20 protein-coding genes are annotated in these 23,832 nt (G+C 66.3%); 10 read left to right on the forward strand and 10 right to left on the reverse strand.

Annotated features, from left to right (window positions below):
• Positions 1 to 123: 123 nt before the first annotated feature.
• Entirely contained in the window at positions 124 to 3,351 is a 3,228-nt protein-coding gene (gene carB / locus TX80_RS09590) for a carbamoyl-phosphate synthase large subunit (RefSeq protein WP_049922881.1), read from the forward strand.
• 111 nt (positions 3,352 to 3,462) lie between these two features.
• Here the strand turns inward: carB and TX80_RS09595 are convergent, their stop codons facing one another.
• Positions 3,463 to 5,130: a hypothetical protein gene (locus TX80_RS09595; RefSeq protein WP_049922882.1), complete on the reverse strand. Its 1,668-nt coding sequence runs from the start codon at positions 5,128 to 5,130 to the stop codon at positions 3,463 to 3,465.
• 223 nt (positions 5,131 to 5,353) lie between these two features.
• Between TX80_RS09595 and TX80_RS09600 the strand changes: the two genes are divergently transcribed.
• Both TX80_RS09600 and TX80_RS09605 read left to right on the forward strand, forming a co-directional pair.
• On the forward strand, positions 5,354 to 6,142 hold the full coding sequence (locus TX80_RS09600; RefSeq protein WP_049922883.1) for an ABC transporter ATP-binding protein: 789 nt from the start codon (positions 5,354 to 5,356) through the stop codon (positions 6,140 to 6,142).
• Between the two features lie 13 nt (positions 6,143 to 6,155).
• Positions 6,156 to 6,962: a hypothetical protein gene (locus tag TX80_RS09605; protein ID WP_049922884.1), complete on the forward strand. Its 807-nt coding sequence runs from the start codon at positions 6,156 to 6,158 to the stop codon at positions 6,960 to 6,962.
• On the opposite strand, the gene TX80_RS09610 is transcribed toward TX80_RS09605, so the two are convergent.
• Positions 6,949 to 7,329 carry a cupin domain-containing protein gene (locus TX80_RS09610; RefSeq protein ID WP_049922885.1) on the reverse strand — a complete coding sequence of 127 codons (381 nt, stop codon included), beginning with the start codon at positions 7,327 to 7,329 and terminating at the stop codon, positions 6,949 to 6,951. The genes TX80_RS09605 and TX80_RS09610 overlap by 14 nt on opposite strands.
• A gap of 173 nt (positions 7,330 to 7,502) precedes the next feature.
• Between TX80_RS09610 and folP the strand changes: the two genes are divergently transcribed.
• From folP to TX80_RS09625, 3 genes are all read left to right on the forward strand, one after another.
• Positions 7,503 to 10,004, forward strand: coding sequence for a dihydropteroate synthase (folP, locus tag TX80_RS09615; protein ID WP_049922886.1), 2,502 nt, complete (start codon positions 7,503 to 7,505; stop codon positions 10,002 to 10,004).
• Between the two features lie 107 nt (positions 10,005 to 10,111).
• A complete protein-coding gene (locus TX80_RS09620) occupies positions 10,112 to 10,873 on the forward strand; it encodes a hypothetical protein (RefSeq protein ID WP_049922887.1) in 762 nt (253 codons plus the stop codon).
• A 189-nt stretch (positions 10,874 to 11,062) separates the two neighbouring features.
• Positions 11,063 to 12,748: an NADH-quinone oxidoreductase subunit D gene (locus tag TX80_RS09625; protein ID WP_049922888.1), complete on the forward strand. Its 1,686-nt coding sequence runs from the start codon at positions 11,063 to 11,065 to the stop codon at positions 12,746 to 12,748.
• Between the two features lie 14 nt (positions 12,749 to 12,762).
• Here the strand turns inward: TX80_RS09625 and TX80_RS09630 are convergent, their stop codons facing one another.
• The gene (locus tag TX80_RS09630; protein WP_230198700.1) at positions 12,763 to 13,110 is read right to left on the reverse strand and encodes a DUF7553 family protein; all 348 of its coding nucleotides are present in this window, start codon (positions 13,108 to 13,110) and stop codon (positions 12,763 to 12,765) included.
• Positions 13,111 to 13,447: 337 nt separating this feature from the next.
• Here TX80_RS09630 and trpB point away from each other — a divergent pair, with 337 nt between their 5' ends.
• Positions 13,448 to 14,599 carry a tryptophan synthase subunit beta gene (trpB, locus tag TX80_RS09635; protein WP_049922889.1) on the forward strand — a complete coding sequence of 384 codons (1,152 nt, stop codon included), beginning with the start codon at positions 13,448 to 13,450 and terminating at the stop codon, positions 14,597 to 14,599.
• Positions 14,600 to 14,627: 28 nt separating this feature from the next.
• Here trpB and TX80_RS09640 read toward each other — a convergent pair whose 3' ends face one another.
• From TX80_RS09640 to TX80_RS09670, 7 genes are all read right to left on the reverse strand, one after another.
• Positions 14,628 to 15,038, reverse strand: coding sequence for an HIT family protein (locus TX80_RS09640; RefSeq protein WP_049922890.1), 411 nt, complete (start codon positions 15,036 to 15,038; stop codon positions 14,628 to 14,630).
• A gap of 136 nt (positions 15,039 to 15,174) precedes the next feature.
• Positions 15,175 to 16,236: a glycosyltransferase family 4 protein gene (locus TX80_RS09645; protein ID WP_049922891.1), complete on the reverse strand. Its 1,062-nt coding sequence runs from the start codon at positions 16,234 to 16,236 to the stop codon at positions 15,175 to 15,177.
• A gap of 142 nt (positions 16,237 to 16,378) precedes the next feature.
• Positions 16,379 to 16,798: an ester cyclase gene (locus TX80_RS09650; RefSeq protein WP_049922892.1), complete on the reverse strand. Its 420-nt coding sequence runs from the start codon at positions 16,796 to 16,798 to the stop codon at positions 16,379 to 16,381.
• Between the two features lie 186 nt (positions 16,799 to 16,984).
• The gene (locus tag TX80_RS09655; RefSeq protein ID WP_154658616.1) at positions 16,985 to 17,560 is read right to left on the reverse strand and encodes a hypothetical protein; all 576 of its coding nucleotides are present in this window, start codon (positions 17,558 to 17,560) and stop codon (positions 16,985 to 16,987) included.
• Positions 17,561 to 17,839: 279 nt separating this feature from the next.
• Complete coding sequence (locus tag TX80_RS09660; protein ID WP_049922894.1) at positions 17,840 to 18,412, reverse strand: hypothetical protein; 573 nt, start codon at positions 18,410 to 18,412, stop codon at positions 17,840 to 17,842.
• Positions 18,413 to 18,713: 301 nt separating this feature from the next.
• Positions 18,714 to 19,484 (reverse strand): alpha/beta fold hydrolase, encoded by a 771-nt coding sequence (locus tag TX80_RS09665; RefSeq protein ID WP_049922895.1) that lies wholly within the window; start codon positions 19,482 to 19,484, stop codon positions 18,714 to 18,716.
• An 85-nt stretch (positions 19,485 to 19,569) separates the two neighbouring features.
• Positions 19,570 to 20,256, reverse strand: a complete 687-nt coding sequence (locus TX80_RS09670; protein WP_049922896.1) for a helix-turn-helix domain-containing protein — start codon at positions 20,254 to 20,256, stop codon at positions 19,570 to 19,572.
• Positions 20,257 to 20,477: 221 nt separating this feature from the next.
• On the opposite strand from TX80_RS09670, the gene TX80_RS09675 reads away from it, so the two are divergent.
• The 3 genes from TX80_RS09675 (at position 20,478) to TX80_RS09685 (ending at position 23,734) form a co-directional block, all read left to right on the forward strand.
• Positions 20,478 to 21,053 carry a DoxX family protein gene (locus tag TX80_RS09675; RefSeq protein WP_049922897.1) on the forward strand — a complete coding sequence of 192 codons (576 nt, stop codon included), beginning with the start codon at positions 20,478 to 20,480 and terminating at the stop codon, positions 21,051 to 21,053.
• A 380-nt stretch (positions 21,054 to 21,433) separates the two neighbouring features.
• Complete coding sequence (locus TX80_RS09680; RefSeq protein WP_049922898.1) at positions 21,434 to 21,706, forward strand: hypothetical protein; 273 nt, start codon at positions 21,434 to 21,436, stop codon at positions 21,704 to 21,706.
• A 165-nt stretch (positions 21,707 to 21,871) separates the two neighbouring features.
• Positions 21,872 to 23,734 (forward strand): S9 family peptidase, encoded by a 1,863-nt coding sequence (locus TX80_RS09685; RefSeq protein ID WP_049922899.1) that lies wholly within the window; start codon positions 21,872 to 21,874, stop codon positions 23,732 to 23,734.
• Positions 23,735 to 23,832: the final 98 nt, after the last annotated feature.

Here is a 23,832-nt window from a genome sequence, read left to right on the forward strand (position 1 = left end):
TACGAACAGCCGTCGGTCGCCCGTCGCTTGCCGGCCGAGGTTCGAAATTCGAAATGGGATTTCGAGATTCGTATTGCATCGTGGGGCTTATTACGATGTGCGAACTCCGGATGAACAAGACCAATGAGCACGAACTACGATACCGACGACGCCGCCACAGGGGACGGGCGCACGATCTTGCTCATCGGGAGCGGACCGATCCAGATCGGGCAGGCCGCCGAGTTCGACTATTCGGGGGCCCAGGCCTGTCGTGCGCTTCGGGAGGAAGGCGCACGCGTCGTCCTCGTCAACTCGAACCCCGCGACGATCATGACCGATCCGGAGATGGCCGACGAGGTCTACATCGAGCCGATCACGACCGACGCCATCGCCGAAATCATCCGCAAGGAAAACCCCGACGGCGTTATCGCCGGCCTCGGCGGCCAGACCGGGCTGAACGTCACCGCCGAACTCGCCGAGGAGGGCATCCTCGACGAGTACGACGTCGACATCATGGGAACGCCGCTCGATACGATCTACGCGACCGAGGACCGTGATCTCTTCCGCCAGCGCATGGAAAAGATCGGCCAGCCGGTCCCCGGGTCGACGACCATCTCGCTCGAGGAGGGCGAGTCGGTCACCGAGCTAACGGAGGCAGACCTGAAAGACCGCGTCCAGGAGGCCGTCGACGAGGTCGGCGGACTCCCCGTCATCGCCCGCACGACCTACACGCTCGGCGGCTCGGGATCGGGCGTCGTCCACGAGTTCGACGAGCTCGTCGAACGCGTCCGCAAGGGACTGCGTCTCTCCCGGAACAACGAGGTGCTCATCACCGAGTCCATCGCGGGCTGGGTCGAGTACGAGTACGAGGTCATGCGCGACGCCGACGACTCCTGTATCATCATCTGTAACATGGAGAACATCGACCCGATGGGCATCCACACCGGGGAGTCGACGGTCGTCACGCCCTCCCAGATCGTCCCCGACGAGGGCCACCAGGAGATGCGTACCGCCGCGCTCGATGTCATCCGCGAACTCGGCATTCAGGGCGGCTGTAACATCCAGTTCGCTTGGCACGACGACGGGACTCCCGGCGGCGAGTACCGCGTCGTCGAGGTCAACCCGCGTGTCTCCCGTTCGTCGGCGCTGGCCTCGAAGGCGACCGGCTATCCGATCGCCCGCGTGACCGCGAAGGTCGCGCTGGGCAAGCGCCTTCACGAGATCGAAAACGAGATCACGGGCGAGACCACGGCGGCGTTCGAGCCCGCGATCGACTACGTGGTGACGAAGGTGCCCCGCTGGCCCAAGGACAAGTTCGACGACGTCGATTTCGAACTGACGACGGCGATGAAGTCGACCGGCGAAGCGATGGCCATCGGCCGCACCTTCGAGGAGTCGCTGTTGAAGGCCCTGCGCTCGAGCGAGTACGACCCCGACGTCGACTGGGACGAGGTCAGCGACGCGGAACTCGAGACGCAGTATCTCCAACGGCCGTCGCCGGACCGTCCCTACGCCATGTTCGAGGCCTTCGAGCGCGGCTATAGCGTGGCGGAGGTCGTCGAACTGACGGGCATCTTCGAGTGGTACACCGAGCGGTACAAACGCATCGCCGAGTCGACCCGTGCCGCACAGGAGGACGATTTCACCGAGGCCGCCATCGCCGGCCGTACCAACGCGTCGATCGCGGCGACTGCCGGAACGGACGTCGAGACGGTCGAACAGGAGGTCCCCGGGCGGTCGTACAAACAGGTCGACACCTGTGCCGGCGAGTTCGAGGCCGAAACGCCGTACTACTACTCCGCCCGCCAGTCCGAATTCGAGGCCGGCCGGTTCGACGAGCCCGCGGCCGCGGGCGAACTCGAGATCGATCCCGACGTCGAGAGCGTGATCGTCGTCGGCGGCGGCCCGATCCGCATCGGACAGGGCGTCGAGTTCGACTACTGTTCGGTCCACGCGGTCCGTGCGCTGCGCGAACTCGGCATCGACGCCCACGTCGTCAACAACAACCCCGAAACGGTCTCGACGGACTACGACACCTCCGACGGGCTGTTCTTCGAGCCGATCACGGCCGAGGAGGTCGCCGACGTCGCCGAGGCGACCGGTGCCGACGGCGTGATGGTCCAGTTCGGCGGTCAGACGTCGGTCAACATCGGCGACCCGCTCGAGGCGGAACTCGACCGTCGTGGTCTCGACTGTGAGATCATGGGCACGTCCGTCGAGGCGATGGACCTCGCGGAGGATCGCGACCGCTTTAACGCGCTCATGGACGAGCTTGGCATCGCCCAGCCCGACGGCGGTGCCGCCCACAGCAAGGCCGAAGCCATGGAACTCGCCCACGAGATCGGCTACCCGGTCCTCGTGCGTCCGTCCTACGTGCTCGGCGGCCGCGCGATGGACGTCGTCTACGACGACGCGGAACTCGAGCGCTACATCGAGGAAGCCGTTCGCGTCAGCCCGGACAAGCCCATTCTGATCGACGACTTCCTCGAGGACGCCGTGGAACTGGACGTCGACGCCGTGGCGGACGGCGAGGACGTCCTCATCGGCGGCGTGATGGAGCACGTCGAGGCCGCCGGCGTCCACTCCGGCGACTCTGCCTGTATGATCCCGCCGCGCTCGCTCGACGACGACGTCCTCGAGCGCGTTCGCGAGGTGACCGAGGACATCGCGACGGCGCTCGACACCGTCGGACTGCTCAACGTCCAGCTCGCAGTGCGCGACGGCGAGGTCTACGTCCTCGAGGCGAACCCGCGCTCCTCGCGTACCGTCCCGTTCATCTCGAAGGCCACGGGCGTCCCGATCGCCAAGATTGCCGCGAAGGTCATGGCCGGCAACACGCTTTCCGATCTCGACGTCGAAGAGCAGATCCCCGAGCAGACGTCGATCAAGGAGGTCGTCCTGCCGTTCGACCGCCTGCCGGGTTCGGACCCGCGTCTCGGCCCGGAGATGAAGTCCACCGGCGAGGTCATGGGAAGCGCCGACAGCTTCGGCAAAGCCTACGACAAGGCACAGGACGCGACGGGCAAGCCGATCCCCGACTCCGGCACCGCCATCGTCGACCTCTCGGCCGACGAGTTCCCCGATCCGGGAACCCCCGAGGCCGACGAACTGGTCGAGGGCTACACCGAGTACTTCGACCTCTGCGAGGCGGTCGACCTCGTCCAGGCCGTCCGTGAAGGAACCGTCGACCTCATCGTCTCGCGGGACCGCGACCTGCTCGAGGTCGCCGTCGAGGAGGACGTCACCTACTTCTCGACGCTCGCCAGCGCGTCGGCCGCCCTCGAGGCGCTCGAGGCGAAAGACGAACCGATCGACGTCCGGTCGATTACCGACCGCCCCAAGCGTGCCGCCGAGTGGGGCCGTTCGGACTGAGTGCCGGCGGTCGATCTGATCGGATAGCTCGCTTCGAGTTCGTTCTCTCGATCGATTGCATCGCTTTACAGTGGTCCCCGTACAGAACGCAATGGAGCGCTGGCGTCGCTGTCAGTCGAGCGTGTACCAGTCGAACCGTTCGACGGCGTAGCGGTAGGAAACCGGCGGTGCGAGGAGGCCGAGCACCAGAACGGTCCAGGCCACGATAGCGATCGCATCGGGGGAGACGGCGACCTCGGCTCCCAGCGCCCACGCCGATGCGGCTGCGACCGCCCCGGCGATCAGTTCGGGAGCGTCGAGGGACACCACGACGGCGGCCGCCGCCGGGAACGCGATAGCGAGGGTGTACACGAGGAACGCGGTTTTACTCGGCATCACCGCCTCGCGGTTGTTGGTGACGCTGACGCTGCCAAACCGGGGGAACGCGGACCCGATGCCGGTTGCAAGTGCCGGCGTCGCGACCGCTCCCACGGTCGTTCCGACGACCAACAGGCCAGTTCGCTCGAGCGAGAGCGGACTGAGAACCCCCACGGCCAGCGAGACGACGATCGCGAGCGGAACGCCGACGAGCGCACCGGCGAGTATTCGACCCCGGACGGCCTGCCGGCCGGTGATCGAGGAGGTGACGACCGCGGGCAGGGCCGGCCCGAAGTCGCCGAGCGGGTTGAGCGTGAACGTGGCTCCGGCGGCCCAGACGACGTACAGACAGATCAGAACGGCGAGAGCCGACGGTACGGTTCCGGTTTCCACGATTTCTTTGCCGAACCAGAGCGTTCCGAGTATCGGATAGCCGACGTACGCCAGCCGTATGGGGGCGCGTTTCGTTCGGCGGATCGCGGTCACCGTCATCGTTCGAACCGGCCGCGAGACCGTTCCCGAAAGGAGCCCGCCCAGCCGATCGGACGCTGCCTCCTCCTCGGGATCGTGTTCCTCGTCGTCGACTCGGGCTGGATCGGCGAACCAGTGATGGCGGGCCGACGGAACGGCAATGGCGAACGCGGCCCCGAAGACGAGTACCGACCCGACGACGCCGCCCACGATTCCGGCGGGCAGGGGATCGATCCCGGGGACGCCGAGCAACAGCAGGTGACCGGGCCAGCCGAGCGGACTGGACTGTAACCGGGTGTACAACGTCTCCATGGCCGCGTCGAACCCGCCGGTGATGATCGCGCCGAAGTAGACGATCCAGAACGCGGCGAAAAGCAGCGTCCGAAATCGGGCGATCGGTTCGTAGACGGTAAGCAGGTGTCGAACCCAGACGCCGACGACGAACCCGACGGGGATGGCGGTAGCCAAAACGAGGGCGACCGTCACGGGGACGATGACGACCGGGAGGACCGTTCCCGCGCCGTACGCGAACGCGGCCGCAAAGACCGTCGTGAGCGGGATCAGGAAGAGTCCGAATGACAGGATTTCGGCTGCGACGACGCCGACGACGGCGTTTCGGACGGACGTCGACACCAACAGGAAGTCGGGTTCGTCGATGTCCGCAACCGTCGTAACCGTTCGCATGAGCGTCATAAAGACCAGAAACACCCACACGAGCGCCGTCCCGCCGGTGACGGCGGCGGTGACCGTCTCGGCAACGTCGGTGGGGATCGGTCCGGCAGCGGCCTCCGCTCCCATCCGCGGGAGGAAAAACAGCCCGAGGAGCGTCATCGGTCCCAGCGTAAAGACGGCGACCGACGCCAGCATAACAAGTTTCGTCGAATCCCCGGCGATCGCTCGAGCGGTCCGCCGGAACTCCGTTTCGGCGACGACCATGGGAGTCCAGGTCATCGATACTCACCTCGGCTCGGCTGCCGAGTGCGGGGGGAGACAGGGCTCATACTCCGATTCGGGAGGGCCTTATAGTAAGTCGTTTGGATTCTGTCATGCTCTCCCGGGCGGCTGTCGACAGCGGAACGCGGACCCTGTAGCAAAGATCGGTGCGAGACCGTCCGCTTCGTCGGCATCGGAACACATGACACAGACTTAATTATACCCGCGCGGAAGAACGCGTATGACCTCCGCCGACGTCCCCGCTATCGAAACCGACGGCCTGACGAAACGATACGGCGAGACGACCGCCGTCTCGTCGCTGACGATGACGGTCGATCGCGGCACGGTGTACGGGTTTCTCGGCCCGAACGGCGCGGGAAAGACGACCACGATGCGAATGCTGACGACGCTGACGAACCCGACCGCCGGCACGGCCCGCGTCGCCGGCCACCCGATCACCGATCGGGAGGCGGTCACCCCCAACATCGGCTACCTGCCGGAGGAACCGCCGGTCTACGACGAACTCACCGGTCGGGAACAGCTCGAGTACGCCGCCGGCCTCCGGGAACTGCCGGAGGACGCGGCGGCCGAACGCATCGAGTCGCTGCTCGAGCGGTTCGATCTGCTCGAGGACGCCGACAGGCGGATCGAGGACTACTCGAAGGGGATGCGACAGAAGGTCGGCGTCATTCAGGCGGTGTTGCACGAACCGGCCGTCGCCTTCCTCGACGAGCCGACGAGCGGCCTCGATCCCCGCGCCGCCCGGACGATGCGGGAAACCATCGCCGACCTCGCGGACCGGGAGATGACGGTCTTCCTCTCGACGCACATCCTGCCTGTCGTCGACGAACTGGCCGACGAGATCGGCGTCCTCCACCGGGGCGAACTCGTCGCGGAGGGCGATCCCGAGACGCTGAAATCCCGGGCCGAGACGGGCGACGCCCGGAGCCTCGAGGACGCGTTCCTCGAGGTTACGCGCGACGCGTCCGACGCCGATGCGGCCGGGCTGGCTGAGCCACGCCCGGAGTAACCTCCGAACGGCCATGCGACGCTCATCTACAGCGCTCGGAATCGCGGCGCTCGGCGGTCTCGTGAACGCCGGCACCGTCCTCGCGCTGTACGCACGCGGCGACTATCCGGCCCTCGAATCGACCGGCTGGATCGCCGTGCTCGTGACGATGACGGTCGTCCTCGGATTCCTCCCGGTGTTCGTCTCGGCGTACACGCGGTTGCTGACGCCCGCGGTCGGCTGGATCGCCGTGTTCGCTGGAACGGTCGTGCTCGAGGTGCGGTCCCCGATGCCGGAGTGGGGCCGGTTGGGCGAGTACGTCGTCGTCGACGGTCCGACGTACGTCTCGAGCTACGCGACCGCGTGGTACGTTTGGCTGGCCCTGCTGTCGTTCGTGGGCGTCGTCGAGTTCGCCGTCCGACGGGGGTATGGTATCGGCGACGGGCGGCTCCGGAACCTCCCGACGCTGCCCCTCTCGCGTCGGTCCCGGAGACTGATCGGCGGCGGAGCCGCCTGTCTCGTCGGCCTCGCGACGACGCTGCTGGTGGTTCGAACCGGCATCGATCCCACCGTCACCGCAGTCGTCGTCTTCCTGTTTACCGTCGCCGTCACCGCGGTTCCGCTCGCGGCGGTGCTCGGTGAGGGGATCGTGACGCCGACGGTCCTGTTTACCCCCGTTCTGTACGCGCTGGTCTACGAGGTCTTCCTGACGACCGGCAGCCCCGTTTACCTCCTCCTGTTCGGCCCCTACGCCCTCGTGCTCGTCGCCGTCTGGAAACTCGAGGCGGGGCTGCGCGCTCGCCTCGGCGGGTGGAACGGCGGTCGGTTTACGGGCCGGTAGGATCGAAGACCCCCCGTTTCAATCCCTCGCGGACGGGGTCGTGTTCGGCGTCAGTCGGCGGCGGGCTGGTGACCAGCAGGGCTTCGAGCCGTTCGTCGTCGTCGGCCCGCACGCCGCGGTCGACGTCGGCTTCGACGACGACGACATCTCCGGGCGAGACGGCGTGCTCGTCGTCGCCGTCTCGAACGCTGCCGGAACCGGACTGGACGCAGATCGCGACGTCGCTTCCCGGCGCGTGGACCGGGATGAACTGCCCCGGCTCGAAGTACCCGCAGACGACCTTCATCCGGTCGGTCTCGAGGACGGTTCGTGCGGTAAATCGGTCGTCGTCGTACGTTCGTTCGGTATCGAAGTCAGTGTATGGCATCCGTGACCTCCGTTCCGGATTTAGGTGGCCCTAAATCCCGTGAACGAACGGTGGCGCTCCGTCCGGGTCGGTCTTTTCCCGAAGGTGTTAGCACCGCCAGCCGGCGGTTCGTGCCGGCGGTGAGAGAACGCCGAGTCCGACACCCTAAAGCGGTCGGACTCGTTGGTTCGGGTATGAAGTATCACGAGGCGGCGGATTTTCTCCTCGGGCTCCGGCGCTTTCGCCCGAAACCGGGGACGGAGTCGACGGCGCGGCTCCTCGCCCACCTCGAGAACCCACACGAGGGTGTCGATTTCGTTCAGGTGGCTGGCTCGAACGGCAAGGGAAGCACGGCGCGGATGCTCGAACGAACGCTTCGGGAAGCCGGCCTTTCGGTCGGACTCTACACCTCGCCACATCTCGAAGATCTCCGCGAGCGGGTCCGTGTCGACGGACGAAAGATCCCCCGTTCGGCCGTCCGCGAGTACGCCGAGACGGTCCACGGCTACCTCACGGAACGGGGGGCCGACGGGGAGTCACCCACGTTTTTCGAGACGATGACGGGGATGGCGTTGTGGCACTTCGGCCGCGAGGATGTCGACGTCGCCGTCCTCGAGGTCGGCATCGGCGGGAAGTACGACGCCACGAGCGTCGTCGACCCGGTCGCCAGCGCGGTCACGAGCGTCACGCTCGAGCACACGGGCATCCTCGGCGACACCGTGGCCGAAATCGCCCGCGACAAGGCACACGTCGCCCCCGACGATGCGGCGCTCGTGACCGGCGTCACCGGTCCCGCGCTCGAGGCGGTTCGCGAGGTAGCTGGCGATGTCGTTACGGTCGGGACGGCTGACGGGACTGCCTCCGGCGACGACGGACCGGACGTCCGCGTCGCGTACCGGGGGCGAACGAACCACACCGAGGCCGCCGTCGAAATCGACGCGCCGGAATGGCACCTCGAGACGCGGATTCCGTTACCCGGTGCTCATCAGGCCGAGAACGCGGGGATCGCTGCAGTACTCGCACGACAGGTCGCCGACGTCTCCGACGAGGACCTGACCCGCGGGCTGCGAAGCGCCCACTGGCCGGGTCGGTTCGAGGTGATCGACACCGATCCGCTGGTCGTGTTGGACGGCGCGCACAACCCCGGCGCTTGCGAGCGCCTCGCGGAGACGCTCGGTTCCTACGAGTACGACCGCCTCCGGGTCGTCTTCGGGGCGATGCACGACAAGAACCACCGCGAGATGGCCGCGGCGCTGCCGACGCCCGATTCGGTGCTCGCGGCCGAGCCGTCCCTCGACCGTGCCGAGGATCCGGCCGTCCTCGCCGACGTCTTCGCCGATTCCGGCGTCGGCGACGTTCGAACGGCCGATGCCGTTCAGGACGCGCTCGCGATCGCGCTCGAGGACGCCGCGCCGGACGACTGCGTGCTCGTGACCGGCTCGCTGTTTGCCGTCGCCGAAGCGCGGTCGCGCTGGACCACCGACGGGATTCCGAAACGGATCCGCGACCGCGACGACGCGCGCGAGACCCTCGAGGACGCCAACGTCGCGGACGACGGCGTTTCGCGGCTTCGGAACGACGCCGTCCACCGCGTCGTCAAGACGAACCTGCAACGCCGTCGGGCGACCGCCCTGAAGGAAGAACTGCTGCGGCTCGGCGGCGAGTGTGCGATCTCGGGAGCGGATCGACACCGCGACGACGAGACGGTCGACGTCGTGGTAATGGGGACGCTCGCCCAGTTCGACGACCTCGCGGCGGCGCTCGAGACCTCGACCGACGGACTGGCCGCCGTCGCCCGGGAGCTGCGAGAGACGCTCTCGCTCGAGACGTCACCGGCCGATTCGGATGTCCAACCCGGCCCTCGGTACCCGTGGGACGATCGCACGGCGGTGATGGGGATCCTGAACGTCACCCCCGACAGCTTCCACGACGGCGGCGAGTACGACGCCGTCGAGGACGCCGTCGCCCGCGCGGAGGCGATGGTTTCGGCCGGCGTCGACGTACTCGATATCGGCGGCGAATCGACTCGCCCCGGTGCGGATCCCGTCCCGGTCGAGGCGGAGATCGACCGCGTCGTCCCCGTGATCGAACGGATCGAGTCCCTCGACGTTCCCATCTCGATCGACACGCGAAAAGCCGCCGTCGCAGAGGCCGCGCTCGAGGCCGGCGCTGACATCATCAACGACGTCTCGGGGCTCGAGGACCCGGAGATGCGGTTCGTCGCGGCCGAACACGACGCGGGACTGATCGTGATGCACAGCATCGACGCGCCCGTCGTTCCCGGCCGGTCGGTCACGTACGACGACGTCGTCGAGGACGTGATCGATCAGCTCTCGGAACGGATTCTGCTCGCCGAGAAGGCGGGTCTCGACCGCGACCGGATCGTCGTCGACCCCGGTCTCGGGTTCGGCAAGTCGGCCCGGGAGAGCTTCGAACTGCTCGACCGGATCGACGAGTTCCGGGCGCTCGGCTGTCCCGTCCTCGTCGGCCACTCCCACAAATCGATGTTCGAACACGTCGGCCGCGAGGCCGGCGAACGGCTCGAAGCGACCGTCGCCGCGAGCGCGCTCGCGGCCGACCGCGGTGCCGACATCGTTCGGGTCCACGACGTGCCGGAAAACGTCGCGGCGGTCCGGACCGCGCTGGCGACGCAGGATCCGGACCGATTCGAGTGGGACCCCGATAGTACCGCCTGAAACGAGCCCCTATCGGTCGGCCGCACTCGCGGGTAGTCACCTGCCGGTCCAAGCTTCAACCGTCCGGCTGCCCTACGAGTCACGAGTGTAATCGCTCGGTACCACTGATGACGGACCAACATAACCACGACCGCGTTCCGATCGACGAGTCGCTCGACGAACTCGAGGAGCGGACGCCGGCGGAGGCCGTCTCGCCCCTCTCGAACGGCGCGAAAGGCGGGATGCTCCCGCTCGTGGGCGGCGGCGTCTTGCTCCTGTCCGCGCTGCGATCGATGCTGAACGGACGGCTTCGATCGATCCCCGTCGGGATCGCCGGAGCCGGGTTGCTCCGGTACGGCCTCCGCAAACGCCGCTCGAGCGACGACGAGTCCGGGGCGTTCGAGCCGAGTACCGAGGGGATCGAGGGCGGAACCGACGACAAAGCGGCGTCCGACGAGGCCGTGACCGCGACCGGGCGTCCGGACGCCGTCGACATCGACGAAACGGGCGACGTTCCGGACGACGCGGACCTCGGCGACGAAGAGGGTTCGGGGTCCCGGGTCGAGTTCGTCGCGGACGACGAACCCGACGTCCCCGAGGAGCCGCGTTCGAAGCCCGGCCTCGACGCGGACGTGGAAGATCCCCGACGAAACGCCGACGACGAAACCGACATCAACCTTTCTGATGCGGCCATGGCCGAAGAAGCGAGCGAAGCCGCCGGGCCGAGCCCGAAACAGGCCCAGCCGACCCAGACCGACGCGACCGAACCCGAGGAGACGCCCGACGAGGACGCTTCGGAGATGAAGGTCGACCCCGACGAGGACAGCGACGCCGCGTCCCGTTCCGATGACGAGTCCGATACCGACGACGCCGACGAGGGAGCGTCGTAGTTCGACGCCACCATCGCGATCGTGCGCTCGAGGTCGGCCGTGGCGACGGCCGGACTATCACGATCCGGTGACACCCGATCGTTCCGGCCACGCAGACAGTCACTGGAACCCGGCAAAACCCTCATTTCCACGACAGTTGTACGGCCACCGAAACGCGTCCACCGTCGTTCGACGCGACGAGGCACTCCAATGAGTGAGACACCACAGCGCGAACGGCCAAGCATCGAGCCCGAATACGACCACCTCCGGGAGGACGGCGTCGACGAGGCCGAACTCGAGTCGCTCCTGTCGGAGTATATCCTCCGTCGCGACGAGCACGAGAACGCGCCGGCGTTCGTGATCCGGCCGGACGACGTACAGGAGGTACTGACGCTGCTTCGGGACGAGGCGGGGTTCGATCACCTCTCGTGTATCACCCCACAGGAGTACGAGGACCGCTACGAGTCGATCCTCCACGTGACGAAGTACGACCGGCGAACGCACGAACTGTCGCTGGTCGTGCAACTCCCGACGAACGACCCAGTCTGTCAAACGGCCGAACCGGTCTTCAGGACGGCCGATTGGCACGAACGCGAGGCCTACGATCTCGTCGGCATCGAGTACGAGGGCCATCCCGACCTTCGACGGATCCTCCTGCCCGAATCGTGGCAGGGCCATCCGCTCGCGCTGGATTACGATCCGGACAAGCCACAGGTCGTCCGGTACGCCGAACACGCGAACCCGCTGCAGCCGGATCACCGCGAGTCGGAGTCGGATACGATGCTGTTGAACATCGGCCCCCACCACCCGGCGACCCACGGCGTGTTACACCTCCGGACGATCCTCGACGGGGAGACCGTCGCCGACGTCGATCCCGACGTCGGCTACCTGCACCGCTGTGAGGAACAGATGTGCCAGCAGGGAACCTACCGCTACCAGATCATCCCCTACTCGAACCGGTGGGACTACACCGCGAACCTGCCAAACGAGTGGGCGGTCGCCCGGGCCATCGAGGACCTCGCGGATCTGGAAGTCCCCGAGTACGCGCAGGTCCTGCGGACGATGGCGACCGAATTCGGTCGAATGCTCGGTCACTTCCTCGCGCTCGGCACCTTCGCGCTCGACGTCTACGGCGAGTTCACGGCGATCTTCCAGTACGCCTTCCGCGACCGCGAGGTCGTGCAGGACATCCTCGAGGACCTGACCGGCCAGCGGATGATGTTCTACTACTTCCGGCTGGGCGGTGTCGCCTGGGACCTGCCCGCGCCCCGCGAGGAGTTCTTCGAGAAGTGTCGGGACTTTCTCGACGAACTCCCGGCGAAGATGGACGAGTACCACGACCTCATCGTCGGCAACGAAATCTTTCAGGTTCGAACGGTCGAAACCGGCATCTTAGAGCCCGACGTGGCCAAATCCTACGGCTGTACGGGTCCGGTCGCCCGCGGTTCGGGGATCGACTACGACCTCCGGCGCGACGATCCCTACGGCTACTACGAACAGCTGGACTGGGACGTCGTCACGGAAGACGGCTGTGACAACCACGCGCGGGTGCTCGTCCGACTGCAGGAAGTCGAGGAATCCGCGAAGATCATCGAGCAATGTCTGGACTTGCTCGAGGACTGGCCCGAGGACGAACGCACGGTCCAGAGCAACGTTCCGCGGACGTTAAAGCCCGACGCCGACACCGAAACCTACCGCGCCGTCGAGTCCGCGAAGGGGGAACTGGGGATCTACGTCCGCTCGGACGGGACGAACACGCCGGCCCGGTTCAAGATCCGCAGCCCGTGTTATCACAACCTCTCGGCGCTGCCGGAGATGGCAGAAGGGGAATACATCCCCGACCTGATCGCGTCGCTTGGAAGCCTCGACATCGTGCTCGGGAGCGTCGATCGCTGAGCCGGACCGTCTCCTCATTCGCCGTCCCGATCCTCGGCACCGCCTTCCTCGAGAAACTCGAGACACCGATCCCGAGCGGCGACGATGTGCTCGGTCGCGATCGCCGACGACGTCTCGGCAGCCAGTCCGTCGAGCTTTTCCGCGACTTCCCCGATCCGATCGGCCTTCGGTCCCGGCTCGTCGTCCGTTCGGTGACCGTCCTGCTCTTCGAACAGCCCCTCGGTGAGCGAGTCGACCTGCGTCTGGATCGGCCGGTCGGCCGCGTCGCTCGCCCGCTGGAGGTGGTCGCGCGCTCGCTCGAGGTGGATGCCGGGATCGTTCCCCCGGTCGTCCTCGCCGGAGTCGTTCGTTTCGTCGACCATACGCAGCGTATCACGTCGAGGCGGGTAGGTGTCGGGCTTGCCGGTGACGGAACGGGTGCCCCCTCAGCCGCGGTCCCACTCGATGGCGTTCCGGTCGGCAACGTCGGCCGCGATCGAATCGAACCGGTCGAACACCATCGACGGCGGTGCGGATACCGGGTATCGATCTCGGCGAGGAGAACCATCCGTTGCTCGAGGACGGACCGGACGGCGGAATCCGCAATCGATAACGCGGCTCCGACTGCGTCCCACCGACGGGTGGATACTACCGTACTCGGCGTTGCCCGCCCACCCCCGCGGAACATACTTTACAGTGAACGCGCTACAGCCCGGACGTATGTCCAACGGAGAGTTCGAGGGGTACGGCGGGAGACACGTTCCGGAACCACTGCACGAACCACTCGAGCAACTCGCGACCGCCTACGACGAGGTCGCTGACACCGACGCGTTTCGCGACGAGTTACGCGACCTGCGCGAGGAGTTCGCCGGCCGCCCGACGCCGCTGTACTACGCGAGCAACCTGAGCGAGCGGTACGACACCGACATCTACCTCAAGCGCGAGGACCTGCTCCACGGCGGCGCACACAAGATCAACAACTGTCTCGGGCAGGCGCTGCTTGCAAAACGATCCGGACGCGACCGGCTTATCGCCGAAACCGGAGCCGGCCAGCACGGCGTCGCAACCGCGATGGTCGGGGCTCTGCTCGGCCTCGAGACGGAGATCTACATGGGGAAGAAAGACGCCGAACGGCAGGCGATGAACGTCTTCCGGATGCGGCTGCTGGGGGCCGAGGTCAACGAGGTAACCCGCGGCGGCAAGGGGCTGGCCGACGCCGTCGACGCCGCGCTCGAGGACTTCGCCGAGAACGTCGAGAAGACGCACTATCTGGTCGGCAGCGTGGTCGGCCCGGACCCGTTCCCGCGAATGGTCCGGGACTTCCAGAGCGTCATCGGCGCGGAAGCACGCGAGCAGTTCCGGGACCGGACCGACGACCTGCCCGATGCGGCGGTCGCCTGCGTCGGCGGCGGCTCGAACGCGATCGGGCTTTTTCACGCGTTCCGGGACGACGACGTGGCCTTCTACGGCGCGGAGGGCGGCGGCGAGGGGACGGACTCGAGCCGACACGCCGCGCCGCTTTCGACGGGCAAAGACGAGGTCATCCACGGGATGAAAACGCGCGTGATCGACGACGACGTGGACGTCCACTCGGTTTCGGCGGGACTCGACTACCCCGGTGTCGGTCCCGAACACGCCATGTTCCGTGCCGTCGGCCGCTGTGAGTACACCGGCATCACCGACGACGAAGCGCTCGCGGCCTTCCGAGAACTGAGCGAGACCGAAGGGATCATCCCGGCGCTCGAATCCAGTCACGCCGTCGCCCGCGCGATACAACTCGCGGAAACTGACGAGCACGAGACGATCCTCGTGAACCTCTCGGGACGCGGCGACAAGGACATGGAAACCGCCGCGTCGAAGTTCGATCTCTGACCGCCGCGGACGACGGAACGTAGCCGGGTCACAGCGCGTCCCGAACGCGAGCCGTCAGCTCCGCCGCGTCGTCGGGGTCGAGCCGGTCTCGCGAAAGCGACAGCGTCACGTCGTCGTCGGCAAACCGCGGCACGAGGTGGACGTGGGCGTGCTCGACCGTTCCGACCAGCGGCCCGCTCGTGTGAAAGACGCTGAAGCCGTCCGGATCGAGCGCGGTCTCCAAGGCGTCCGCGACGCATCGGAGCGTCTCGAAGACGGCCGTCGTCGTCGCCTCGTCGATCGTCAGCACCTCCTCTTCGTGACTGCGCGGGACGACGAGACTGTGGCCGGTCACGGCCGGATGCTGGTCGAGAACGGCGACGGTCCGTTCGTCCTCGTACAGGACGTGAGCGGATTTCTCGCCGGCGACGATCCGACAGAAGTCACACTCGTCGTTCATGAGTGATGACACTCGCGAACGCTTATATATGTATCCGCGGGGTCCGACCGCTATAGTAACAACTGCAACGATTTACACACCGATCGCACAGCCGTCGTGCGATCGGGTGTGCAGTGACTTGCAGTGCCTACTATAGTCAAAACAGCCCCGACGACTCCCGAAGCGTCCGATACGTCTCGAGATACCGGTCCCGGACATCCGTGAGGTCGTACTCGGCAAACCGATCGTCGTACTCGCGGTGCTCGAGTTCGCCGGCTTCCAGGATAGCGTCGGCGAGTTCCGCCTCGCTCGTGGTCCGGAACCCGCGGTCCCAGCCCTCGACGAGCTCGTGGGCGCTCGAGTCGGCGTGATACTCGACGACGCCGACACAGCCCGCGGCCAGCGCCCACAGCATCTCGGTGGGGAACACGCAGTGTTCTGCCGTCTGGGCGAAGACGTGTGCGCCGCGGTAGGCGGCGATCCGTTCCTCGAGCGGGAGTTCGCCGGCGAAGGTGATCCGGTCGTCGATCCGGAGATCGCTCGCCAGTTGCTCGTACTCGTCGCGTTCGGGTCCGTCGCCGATCACGGTCGCGCTCCAGTCGCGATCTCGGTGTTCGGCCAGCGCCAGTAACAGACTCTCGAGGTTCGCCCCCTCGTCGAGCTGTCGGGCGTAGATTACGTCGACGGAGTCGCCGGGCGGAACGTCCCGGACCCGCTCGATATCGATCGGGTTCGGCACGACGTCGACGGCGTCGGTTCCGACGCCGAGTTCGCACACCCACGTGGCGACCAGTTCCGAGGGGCTGATGATCCGGTCGGGACGCTTTGCCGCCCAACTGGTCCACCGGTCGTTGGTGATCCCCTCGTCGCCGTACCACTCGAGCACCATCGGGACGCGGGCGAGCGTCGCCCCCCAACTCGCCGCGATCACCTCCGCCGGCGGACTCTCGCCGACGTGGACGACGTCGGGTCTCGCGGCCGCGAGCACGAACGGAAGCCGTACCAGAAACGACGGCCGGGCCTCGGCCCCGACGGAGACGCCGTGGTAGGTGATGCCGTTTCGCTCGAGTATCGACCGCTCGCCGTCCCAGAACTGGGGACAGAACACGTGAACGTCGTGATCCTGATCCCGAAGGAGTTCGACGATGGTCCGGAGTCGCCGGTTCGTCTCGGTGTCGCGGTGGTGGACCGTTTCGGACGAGACGAACGCGACGCGCATATGCCGTCGGGACGCAGCGGTGGGATAAAAAATCACTTCTTTCGGTTAGCGACAGCCGATTCCGCGGTCCCGGAATGCGGCTGTGGCAACAGCGAGTCCGCCGCCCGTCGGAAATCCGAGGAGACGACGAACGAGGACGGCGTTAGTCCTCGAGAAGACCGAGCTGATCGAAGAAGTCGTGTCGATCGAAAACGACACGCTCTTCCTGTATCTTGTCGTCTTCGACGACGAACCTCGCCATATCCCGGATCTCGAAGGTCTCGTTGGTCGGTGGAATGCCGTCGAACTCCCCCTCGTGGGTCCCCGCAAGCGTGCTTTCCGCTATGACCACGTTCTCGCCGGCGACCATTTCGTTGACGGTTATCCGAAAGTCCGAAAACGCGTCTTCGACCTCTTCGGCGTACGCCCGGACGTTCTCACGCCCCGCTATCGTGCCACTGGTCGGGGACGTAAACGTGAACGATTCGTCGACGACGTCGGACAGCCTCGAGAAGTCCTTCGTGTTCCAGATCTCTACGTACTCGTTGACGAGCCGTTTCGGGTCGACTGTGGTTTCTGCCATCGGTCCCACCTCAGCATCAATCATGGTGTATGGCAACATAACACAATACCTTGAGAATCCAGACACCGCGAGTCACCGAACACGGCCCCGAAGCGTGAGGCTGTCGCCCCGTCGTCACACGGCGTTCGAATTACGCCGTATACCCCATCGGCTGGGGGTCACCGGTTTCGACGCCGGTCTCGCGTCCTACCCGTCGTCAACCCCGTCGGCCGTCCGAACAGTGATCGTCGTCGGCTCCGCGTCGGCCCCGGAACCTTCGCACTCGAGGGTCAGTTCGGAGCGCTCGAGCGGCGTCTCCGTCCCGTCTGCGGTCGCCGAAAGCTCGTAGGTTCCGTCCGCGAGTCCGACGATAGTCACGCGTTCGGTCGCGTCGAGTTCGGTCGTGAGCGTGTGGTTCGTGACCTGTTCCGTCTCTCCGTCGGTCGTCGTCGTCGTGCTTTCAGTCCGGAGCGAGATGTCGCTCGAGTCCTCGCTCTGGAGTCGGATCGACGGCTGTTCGTCGGTCCACGCTACCGACAGGGTGACCGGTTCGTCGGTCGGATTCCCGACGGTGACGGCGTTCGTCTCGTTCTCACACGTGGTCGTTACGGGCAGCGTCTCGCGGTCGTGCTGATCGTTCGGGCTTGTCATTTCTGTCACCGTTCCGCCGAGTCCCCCCGCGGCCGTGACCGTCGCAGCGACGGCAACGGCGAGCAATAGCAGGATTGCCGCGCCCGCTCGCGCCGACGGAGCCGACGCCAGCGGGAGTGTGCTGTCTCTCATTCGGATCCACCGAACGCGGTCCGTCCCCTTTGTTATGGTCGTCGGACACCGGTCGAACACGCAGCGGATGGTGATCGCTCAGCATCGACACCACACAGCCGAACGCGACCGGTCTTCCGCGTCGCAAGTCGGTATTGGGATCGATGCAACGATCCGGGCCGCGTTCGACGACCGTTTCGCCCCGCCGTCGGTCCGGGAAACGAGGGAGTATGGCTGTGAATCGATCGGCACTCCGGCCCCGCTCGAGCCCCGATTCGACGATCGGCGACGGTCACGGTCTCACGCATCGCGCTCGTCGTCTTCGAGGAGCGATCCGACCCGCTCGAGGAGAGCCGTCTCGTCGTCCGCTTCCTGTTCGTCGTCGGCACCGTCACTGTCGTCCTCGTCCTCGCCGTCCGCTTCGGGTTCGTCAGCGTCGTCTTCTGCACCCTCGCTGTTCTCCGCTTCCGTCTCCTCGTCTTCGCTATCGTCCGTCTCTTCCGTCTCCTCGTTGCCAGCCCCGTTTTCATCGCCGTCGTCCTCATCGCTGCGTTCGTCCGTCCCCTCAGCGTCTTCGGCGTCCTCGGTACCGCTCTGGTCACCGTCGGAGTCGCTCTCTTCTTCGAGGTCGGACCGGGTCGGTTCGGTGTCCGCATCGCTCGAGGACCCCGCGTTCGAGTCGTCGCCCGCCGAGTCGGGGACGGTCCCGTCGCCCTCGCCGCTCGTCTCGAGCGGATCGTCGGTCGCGTCGGTCACGAACTCGGGAGCGACGGCGGCGAGCGTGAGCCCGACCGCCATGATCACGACCAGAATCGTCGCAAGGAGAAGGCCAACGGAACCCCGTCGGTCGCGTGTCGCCGCCTCGTCTGGCATCGTCGGGGAGTTGTGGTCCGTTCGGCTTTGTTAACGGCCCACTGTGGCGCGACACTGCGTACGATCGACCACGAGAAGCGACGCCGCACGATCGCTGCACGAAGCGCCCACGGGTTCCGGCACCGGTGTAGGGTGCGGTTAGCCCGATATGCGTCGATTACAGCGGGAGTGTGGCGGGCGTCCCGGTATCGAACGCGGCTCGTTCCTCGGGGTCGTTTCCGGCAGGTCACCGGCGACACCGCCGTTTTTACTCCGGTTCTCGAGACTGCGTTCAGCCCGGCCCGACAGGCCGGAACGTGCGCTATCGCGTCTCGTTCCGGCGACAGAACGCCCGAACCGCGGCAGCGACCTCGTCGGGTGCCGACTGAATGCCAACGTGACCGACATCATCGAGTTCGACGAGTTCGCTCCGTGGGAGTCGTGCGTGAAGCGACCGAACGGCATCCCGCAGCTCCTCGGGACCGCGTTCGCCCGTCAGGAGACGCGTCGGGGTGTCGATGGCGTGGTCCTCGGGAAGCTCGTACGTCTCGACGGCGCGGTTTTCCCGGATGACGGTTTCGACCAGATCGAAGTGGACGCGGTCGGGCCAGATCGGTAACTCCTCGGGGGCTGGAATGCCGGCACCCTCCCGGTAGAACAGTTTCATGGCGGCTTCCCGCCGCCCGGCGTCGAGTCGGGCCTGCATCCGATCGGCGAGGTCACCCTCGCCGTCGCTGGTCAGGACCGGCGGCTCGTAGAGGACGAGACGATCGACGGCCCGCCGGTCGGCGGCTGCCAGCGCAACGAGCCCGCCGAACGAGTGTCCGAACACCGTCGGATCGCCGTCGATCTCGTCGAGGAGCGCACACAGGTCCTCGACCTCCCGCTCGAGGGCGTAGGCGTCGGCATCGCCGCTCCCACCCCGGCCTCGTCGGTCGGGAACGACGAGCGTGAACGCGTCTGCGAGGTGGCTCCGGAGCGGCTGCCACGTGTGCCGCGTTGCCGATGCGCCGTGTAACAGAACGAGCGGCGGGCCGTCGCCGTGCCGTTGGAAGGCGATACTGGTGCCATCGGGTGACGTAGCTGTCTGCATCGTTGGACCCATCGATTGGCACCAGCCCGGGGTATTGCTGTCTCTCAATCGTCCGGCGCTTTAAGTCGGCGGCCGAAGTGGCCCATCAGTCCGGCAGTGACGGCCACGTCGTTGCGACCGTCTCTTCGATGAGTTGGGTCTGGGCGCGCCGCAGTCGCTCCGAGACGGACGACGCGGAAATGTCTAACTCCGCCGCAATCTCCTCGAGGGAGGCCTGTCGGGGGATATCGAAGTAGCCGAGTTCGTAGGCCGTCCGGAGCGCCTCCCGCTGGCAGTCCGTCAGCCCGTCACCGGGCGGTTTCGGCTCCCCCTCTCTCGTGAGCCGGCGTAGTCGAAACCCACCGTTTCGCTGCCAGAACTCGCGGAACGCATCGAACGCAGTTCGCGTGGCGAACCAACCGGTCTGTCGCCACCCGGTTGGAAGCACTTCGATCCGATCGATGATCGAGTCGGTCGTGGCGAGCGCTTTCAATCCCGACAGCTCGTCGAGGTGCGGGCCGAGGTGTTCCTCCAGACTCCGGCCGGGTCGAACCTGATACCGGCGGGTGTCACCGGCCTTGCCGACCACGGTGTACTCGCCGACCTCACCGGCATCCGCGAACGCTTGCTCGATCAGGTCCCGGTCCCCGTCGGTTACGGAGAGGATGAAAAGCGGGAGTTCGCCGTGGTTGAACTGCAGGTCGAGAAGCAGCGTCGCCTCCGGAACCGTTCCGGCAACCCCGACGAACGGGAGATGCTCACAACTGATATCGAACTCCGCGATGAGTGGCATGGCTGCTTGCTGTCGATCCCAGCGGTGTATCGTTTGCTGTTCCGTTCGGTGGACCTCCCCCGGCCCTCGTGTGCTCCGTTCTATCGTGCGCCCGAGTGCACACGCGACCAGTGACCGCCACCTATATTCCGATAACGTATCGAGATCCATGCTATCACCTGTTCAAATAGCGCTATATACTCGCTCGTCCTCTAGAGGAGTAGGAAGTTCTTTCCTTCACCATGACTGCATCCACACTCTCCCACGACGCTCGCAACACGTTCGAAAGCACGATCGGCGGCTACACGGTCGGCGGCCGCGCACACAGCCTCTCCGTCTGGTTCGTCCTCGCTCTTAGACTCATGATGGGATGGGCGTTCGCCTATTCCGGGTTCACGAAACTCGTCGCGGCCGAACCGTTCAGTTCGGGCGGCTACCTCGCTAACGTCGCGGCGACCAACGGCAACCCGCTTGCGGACGCGTTCGCCTGGATGGCCGCGACGCCGTGGTTCGTCGAGTTCGCGAACGTCGCCGTCCCGTGGGGCGAACTGTTCATCGGTCTCGGACTGCTCGTCGGCGCGTTCGTCCGCCTCGCGGCGTTCTTCGGCGCGTTCATGATGGCCCTGTTCTACTTCGGGAACTGGGACGTCGCCCACGGCGTGATCAACGGCGACTTCGCGTACATGCTCGTGTTCCTCGCCGTCGCCGCCTTCGGTGCCGGCCGCATCCTCGGCCTTGATGCCTACATCGAACGGTACGAGATCGGCGGCCAGCAACTCATCGAGCGCTACCCCGCCCTCGAGTACGTCCTCGGCTGACTCTTTTCGGCCCTCTCCAGTCCGTTTCGTGGCGGCTCTCTCGAGAACACGACCTTCGAATTCGAGCCAGTCCGCGGCCGGAACGGCCGTCGCCGATCGACCGCTCCCGCTCGTTCCACGCGGTAGTAGTTAGTTATAAGCCATCTCGCGGCGACAATTAGTGATGGAAGCGACGCCTCCGATCCGACGCAGGGGGCTGCGCCGAAATGCCCCGGGTGCCCAAACACCCGAGGCGTGGCTTCCAAGCCATCCCGGCTTGAAGCCATGATTGCGTACATTCTACCGGGATATAAACGTCCCGCACGGCAGTCGTATCGCCTTCCTCGAGCAGCCACGCCGCCGGAGTCCGGCCGAATCAGCGCCGCCACACGGGTGATCCGATGAGCGACGATCCCGAGTCCGGCGAGGGCGAATCGCCGACGTTGCCGGCGTGTCCCAGATGCGGCCAGCCCGTGGCGAACGTCTCGGTCATCGGTCCGATCGACGCCGTCGCCGGTCCCTGCGGCTGTCGGGTCGCCCCCGGATCGGTCGTAAGCGAGACTGACGACGGGAACGACGACGAACCCGACGACGGACGCGACGAACCCGGCGTGAACGACGCCGATCGAAACTGGAACGGCGACGAGAGCAGCTTGAACGGTAATCGCGAGTAACCCCACGCTCCCGCCACGATCCCGCGGCCCGATGGTCGGCCCACGCCGGCCCGGCGGGCGGATTCGGGACTCGAGGCAGGGACCGTGCCATCGCTGTTGTCTCCGCGACGCCCGTCGTTCTCCGGAACCCAAACGACTACCGGCTCGAGCCGAGACGCTGCTGGTATGGGTAGCTACGATATCGAACGCTATCTCAACATTCGAAGCGCCTACGGCGCGTCGTTCGGCCCCGACGGCGAGCGCCTCTCGTTTCTGATGAACACGACCGGAACGGCACAGGTCTGGACGCTCGCGGGGCCGCGCGAGTGGCCGGAACAGCGGACCTTCTACGACGAGCGGGTGACCTTCGCCTCGTGGTCGCCGGAACGGCCGGAGCTGATCTTCGGCATGGACGAGGGCGGCAACGAGCGGGCGCAACTCCACCGTCTCGACGCCGAGACCGGCGTGATCGAGAACCTGACGGCGATGCCCGACGCCAAACACCGCTGGGGCGGCTGGAGCCACGACGGCGACCGGTTCGCGTTCACCTCGAACCGACGCGACGAGGCGGTGTTCGACATCTACGTTCAGGGCCGCGAGGAAACCGGCGACGACGCTCGGCTCGTCTACGAGGGCGACGGCTGGCTCACGCTGTCGGGCTGGAGCCCCGACGACTCCCGGCTGCTGGTCTCGCAGGCCTACTCGAACTTCGATCAGGACCTGTACGTGCTCGACCTCGAGACCGAATCGCTCGAGCACCTCACGCCCCACGATGGCGACGTTCGCTACCAAAGCGCAAACTGGGCACCCGACGGCGACGGGATCTATCTCGTCACCGACGAGGGCGAGGCGGACACGCTCTATCTCGCCTATCTCGACCTCGAGACGGGCGACCTCGAGCCCGTCGTCGACGGCGAGTGGAACGTCGACGGCATCGCGCTGGACGACGAGACCGGCCGGTTCGTCTACTCGGAAAACGTCGAGGGGTACACCGAGGTGACCGTCGGGGAGTTCGACGCGGCCGATCCGACCGCGTTCGAGACGTTCCCCGAACCCGACCTGCCGGGCGGCGTCTCCGGCGGCGTGAGTTTCGGCCCCGACGCCGAGCGGTTCGCGCTGTCGACGACCGGCGACGCGGTGAACACGAACGTCTTCGTCGTCGACGTCGAAACCGGCGAGGCCGAACGGTGGACCGACGCGCCGACGGCCGGCATTCCGCCGGAATCGTTCGACGAATCGGAACTGGTCCACGTCGAGAGCTTCGGCGTTGACGGGCGTAGCCCGTCCGCTCGTGGGACTCCCGAGGAGTCCCACGCTGGCCTTTCGGTGCCCGGCTTCTTCACCCTCCCCGACGATCACGAGCCCGGAAACACGCCCGTGATCGTCGACATCCACGGCGGCCCCGAGAGCCAGCGCCGCCCGTCGTTCTCGAGCGTCAAGCAGTACTTCCTCGATCGGGGCTACGCCTACTTCGAACCGAACGTGCGGGGATCGTCGGGGTACGGGGCCGAATACGCGTCGCTCGACGACGTCGAGAAGCGGATGGACTCGGTCGCCGACGTCAGGGCTTGCGTCGAGTGGCTGCAGGACCACCCCGCGGTCGACCCCGACCGGATCGCCGCTAAGGGCGGCTCCTACGGCGGGTTCATGGTGCTCGCCGCGCTGACCGAGTATCCGGACCTCTGGGCGGCCGGGATCGACGTCGTCGGCATCGCCAACTTCGTCACCTTCCTCGAGAACACCGGCGACTGGCGGCGCGAACTCCGCGAGGCCGAGTACGGCTCGCTCGCCGAGGACCGCGAGTTCCTCGAGGAGGTTTCGCCGATCAACAACATCGAAAACATCGACGCGCCGCTGTTCGTTCTCCACGGCGAGAACGACCCCCGCGTGCCGGTCGGCGAGGCCGAGCAGATCGCCGAGAAGGCCGAACGGCAGGGCGTCCCCGTCCGGAAACTGATTTTCGAGGACGAGGGCCACGGCTTCTCGAAGCTCGAGAATCGCATCGAGGCCTACTCGGCGATCGCCGATTTCCTCGACGAACACGTTTGATCGGTCCGGACCGCCGTCGACATCCTTTCAATCTACAAGTATTTTTATGATTTAATTTCAGCAGGACTTATATTTGCCGCGGCAGGGCTATCTCACGT

This window comes from Halopiger djelfimassiliensis, assembly GCF_000455365.1.
In the GTDB taxonomy this organism is placed as follows: Archaea; Halobacteriota; Halobacteria; order Halobacteriales; family Natrialbaceae; genus Halopiger_B; species Halopiger_B djelfimassiliensis.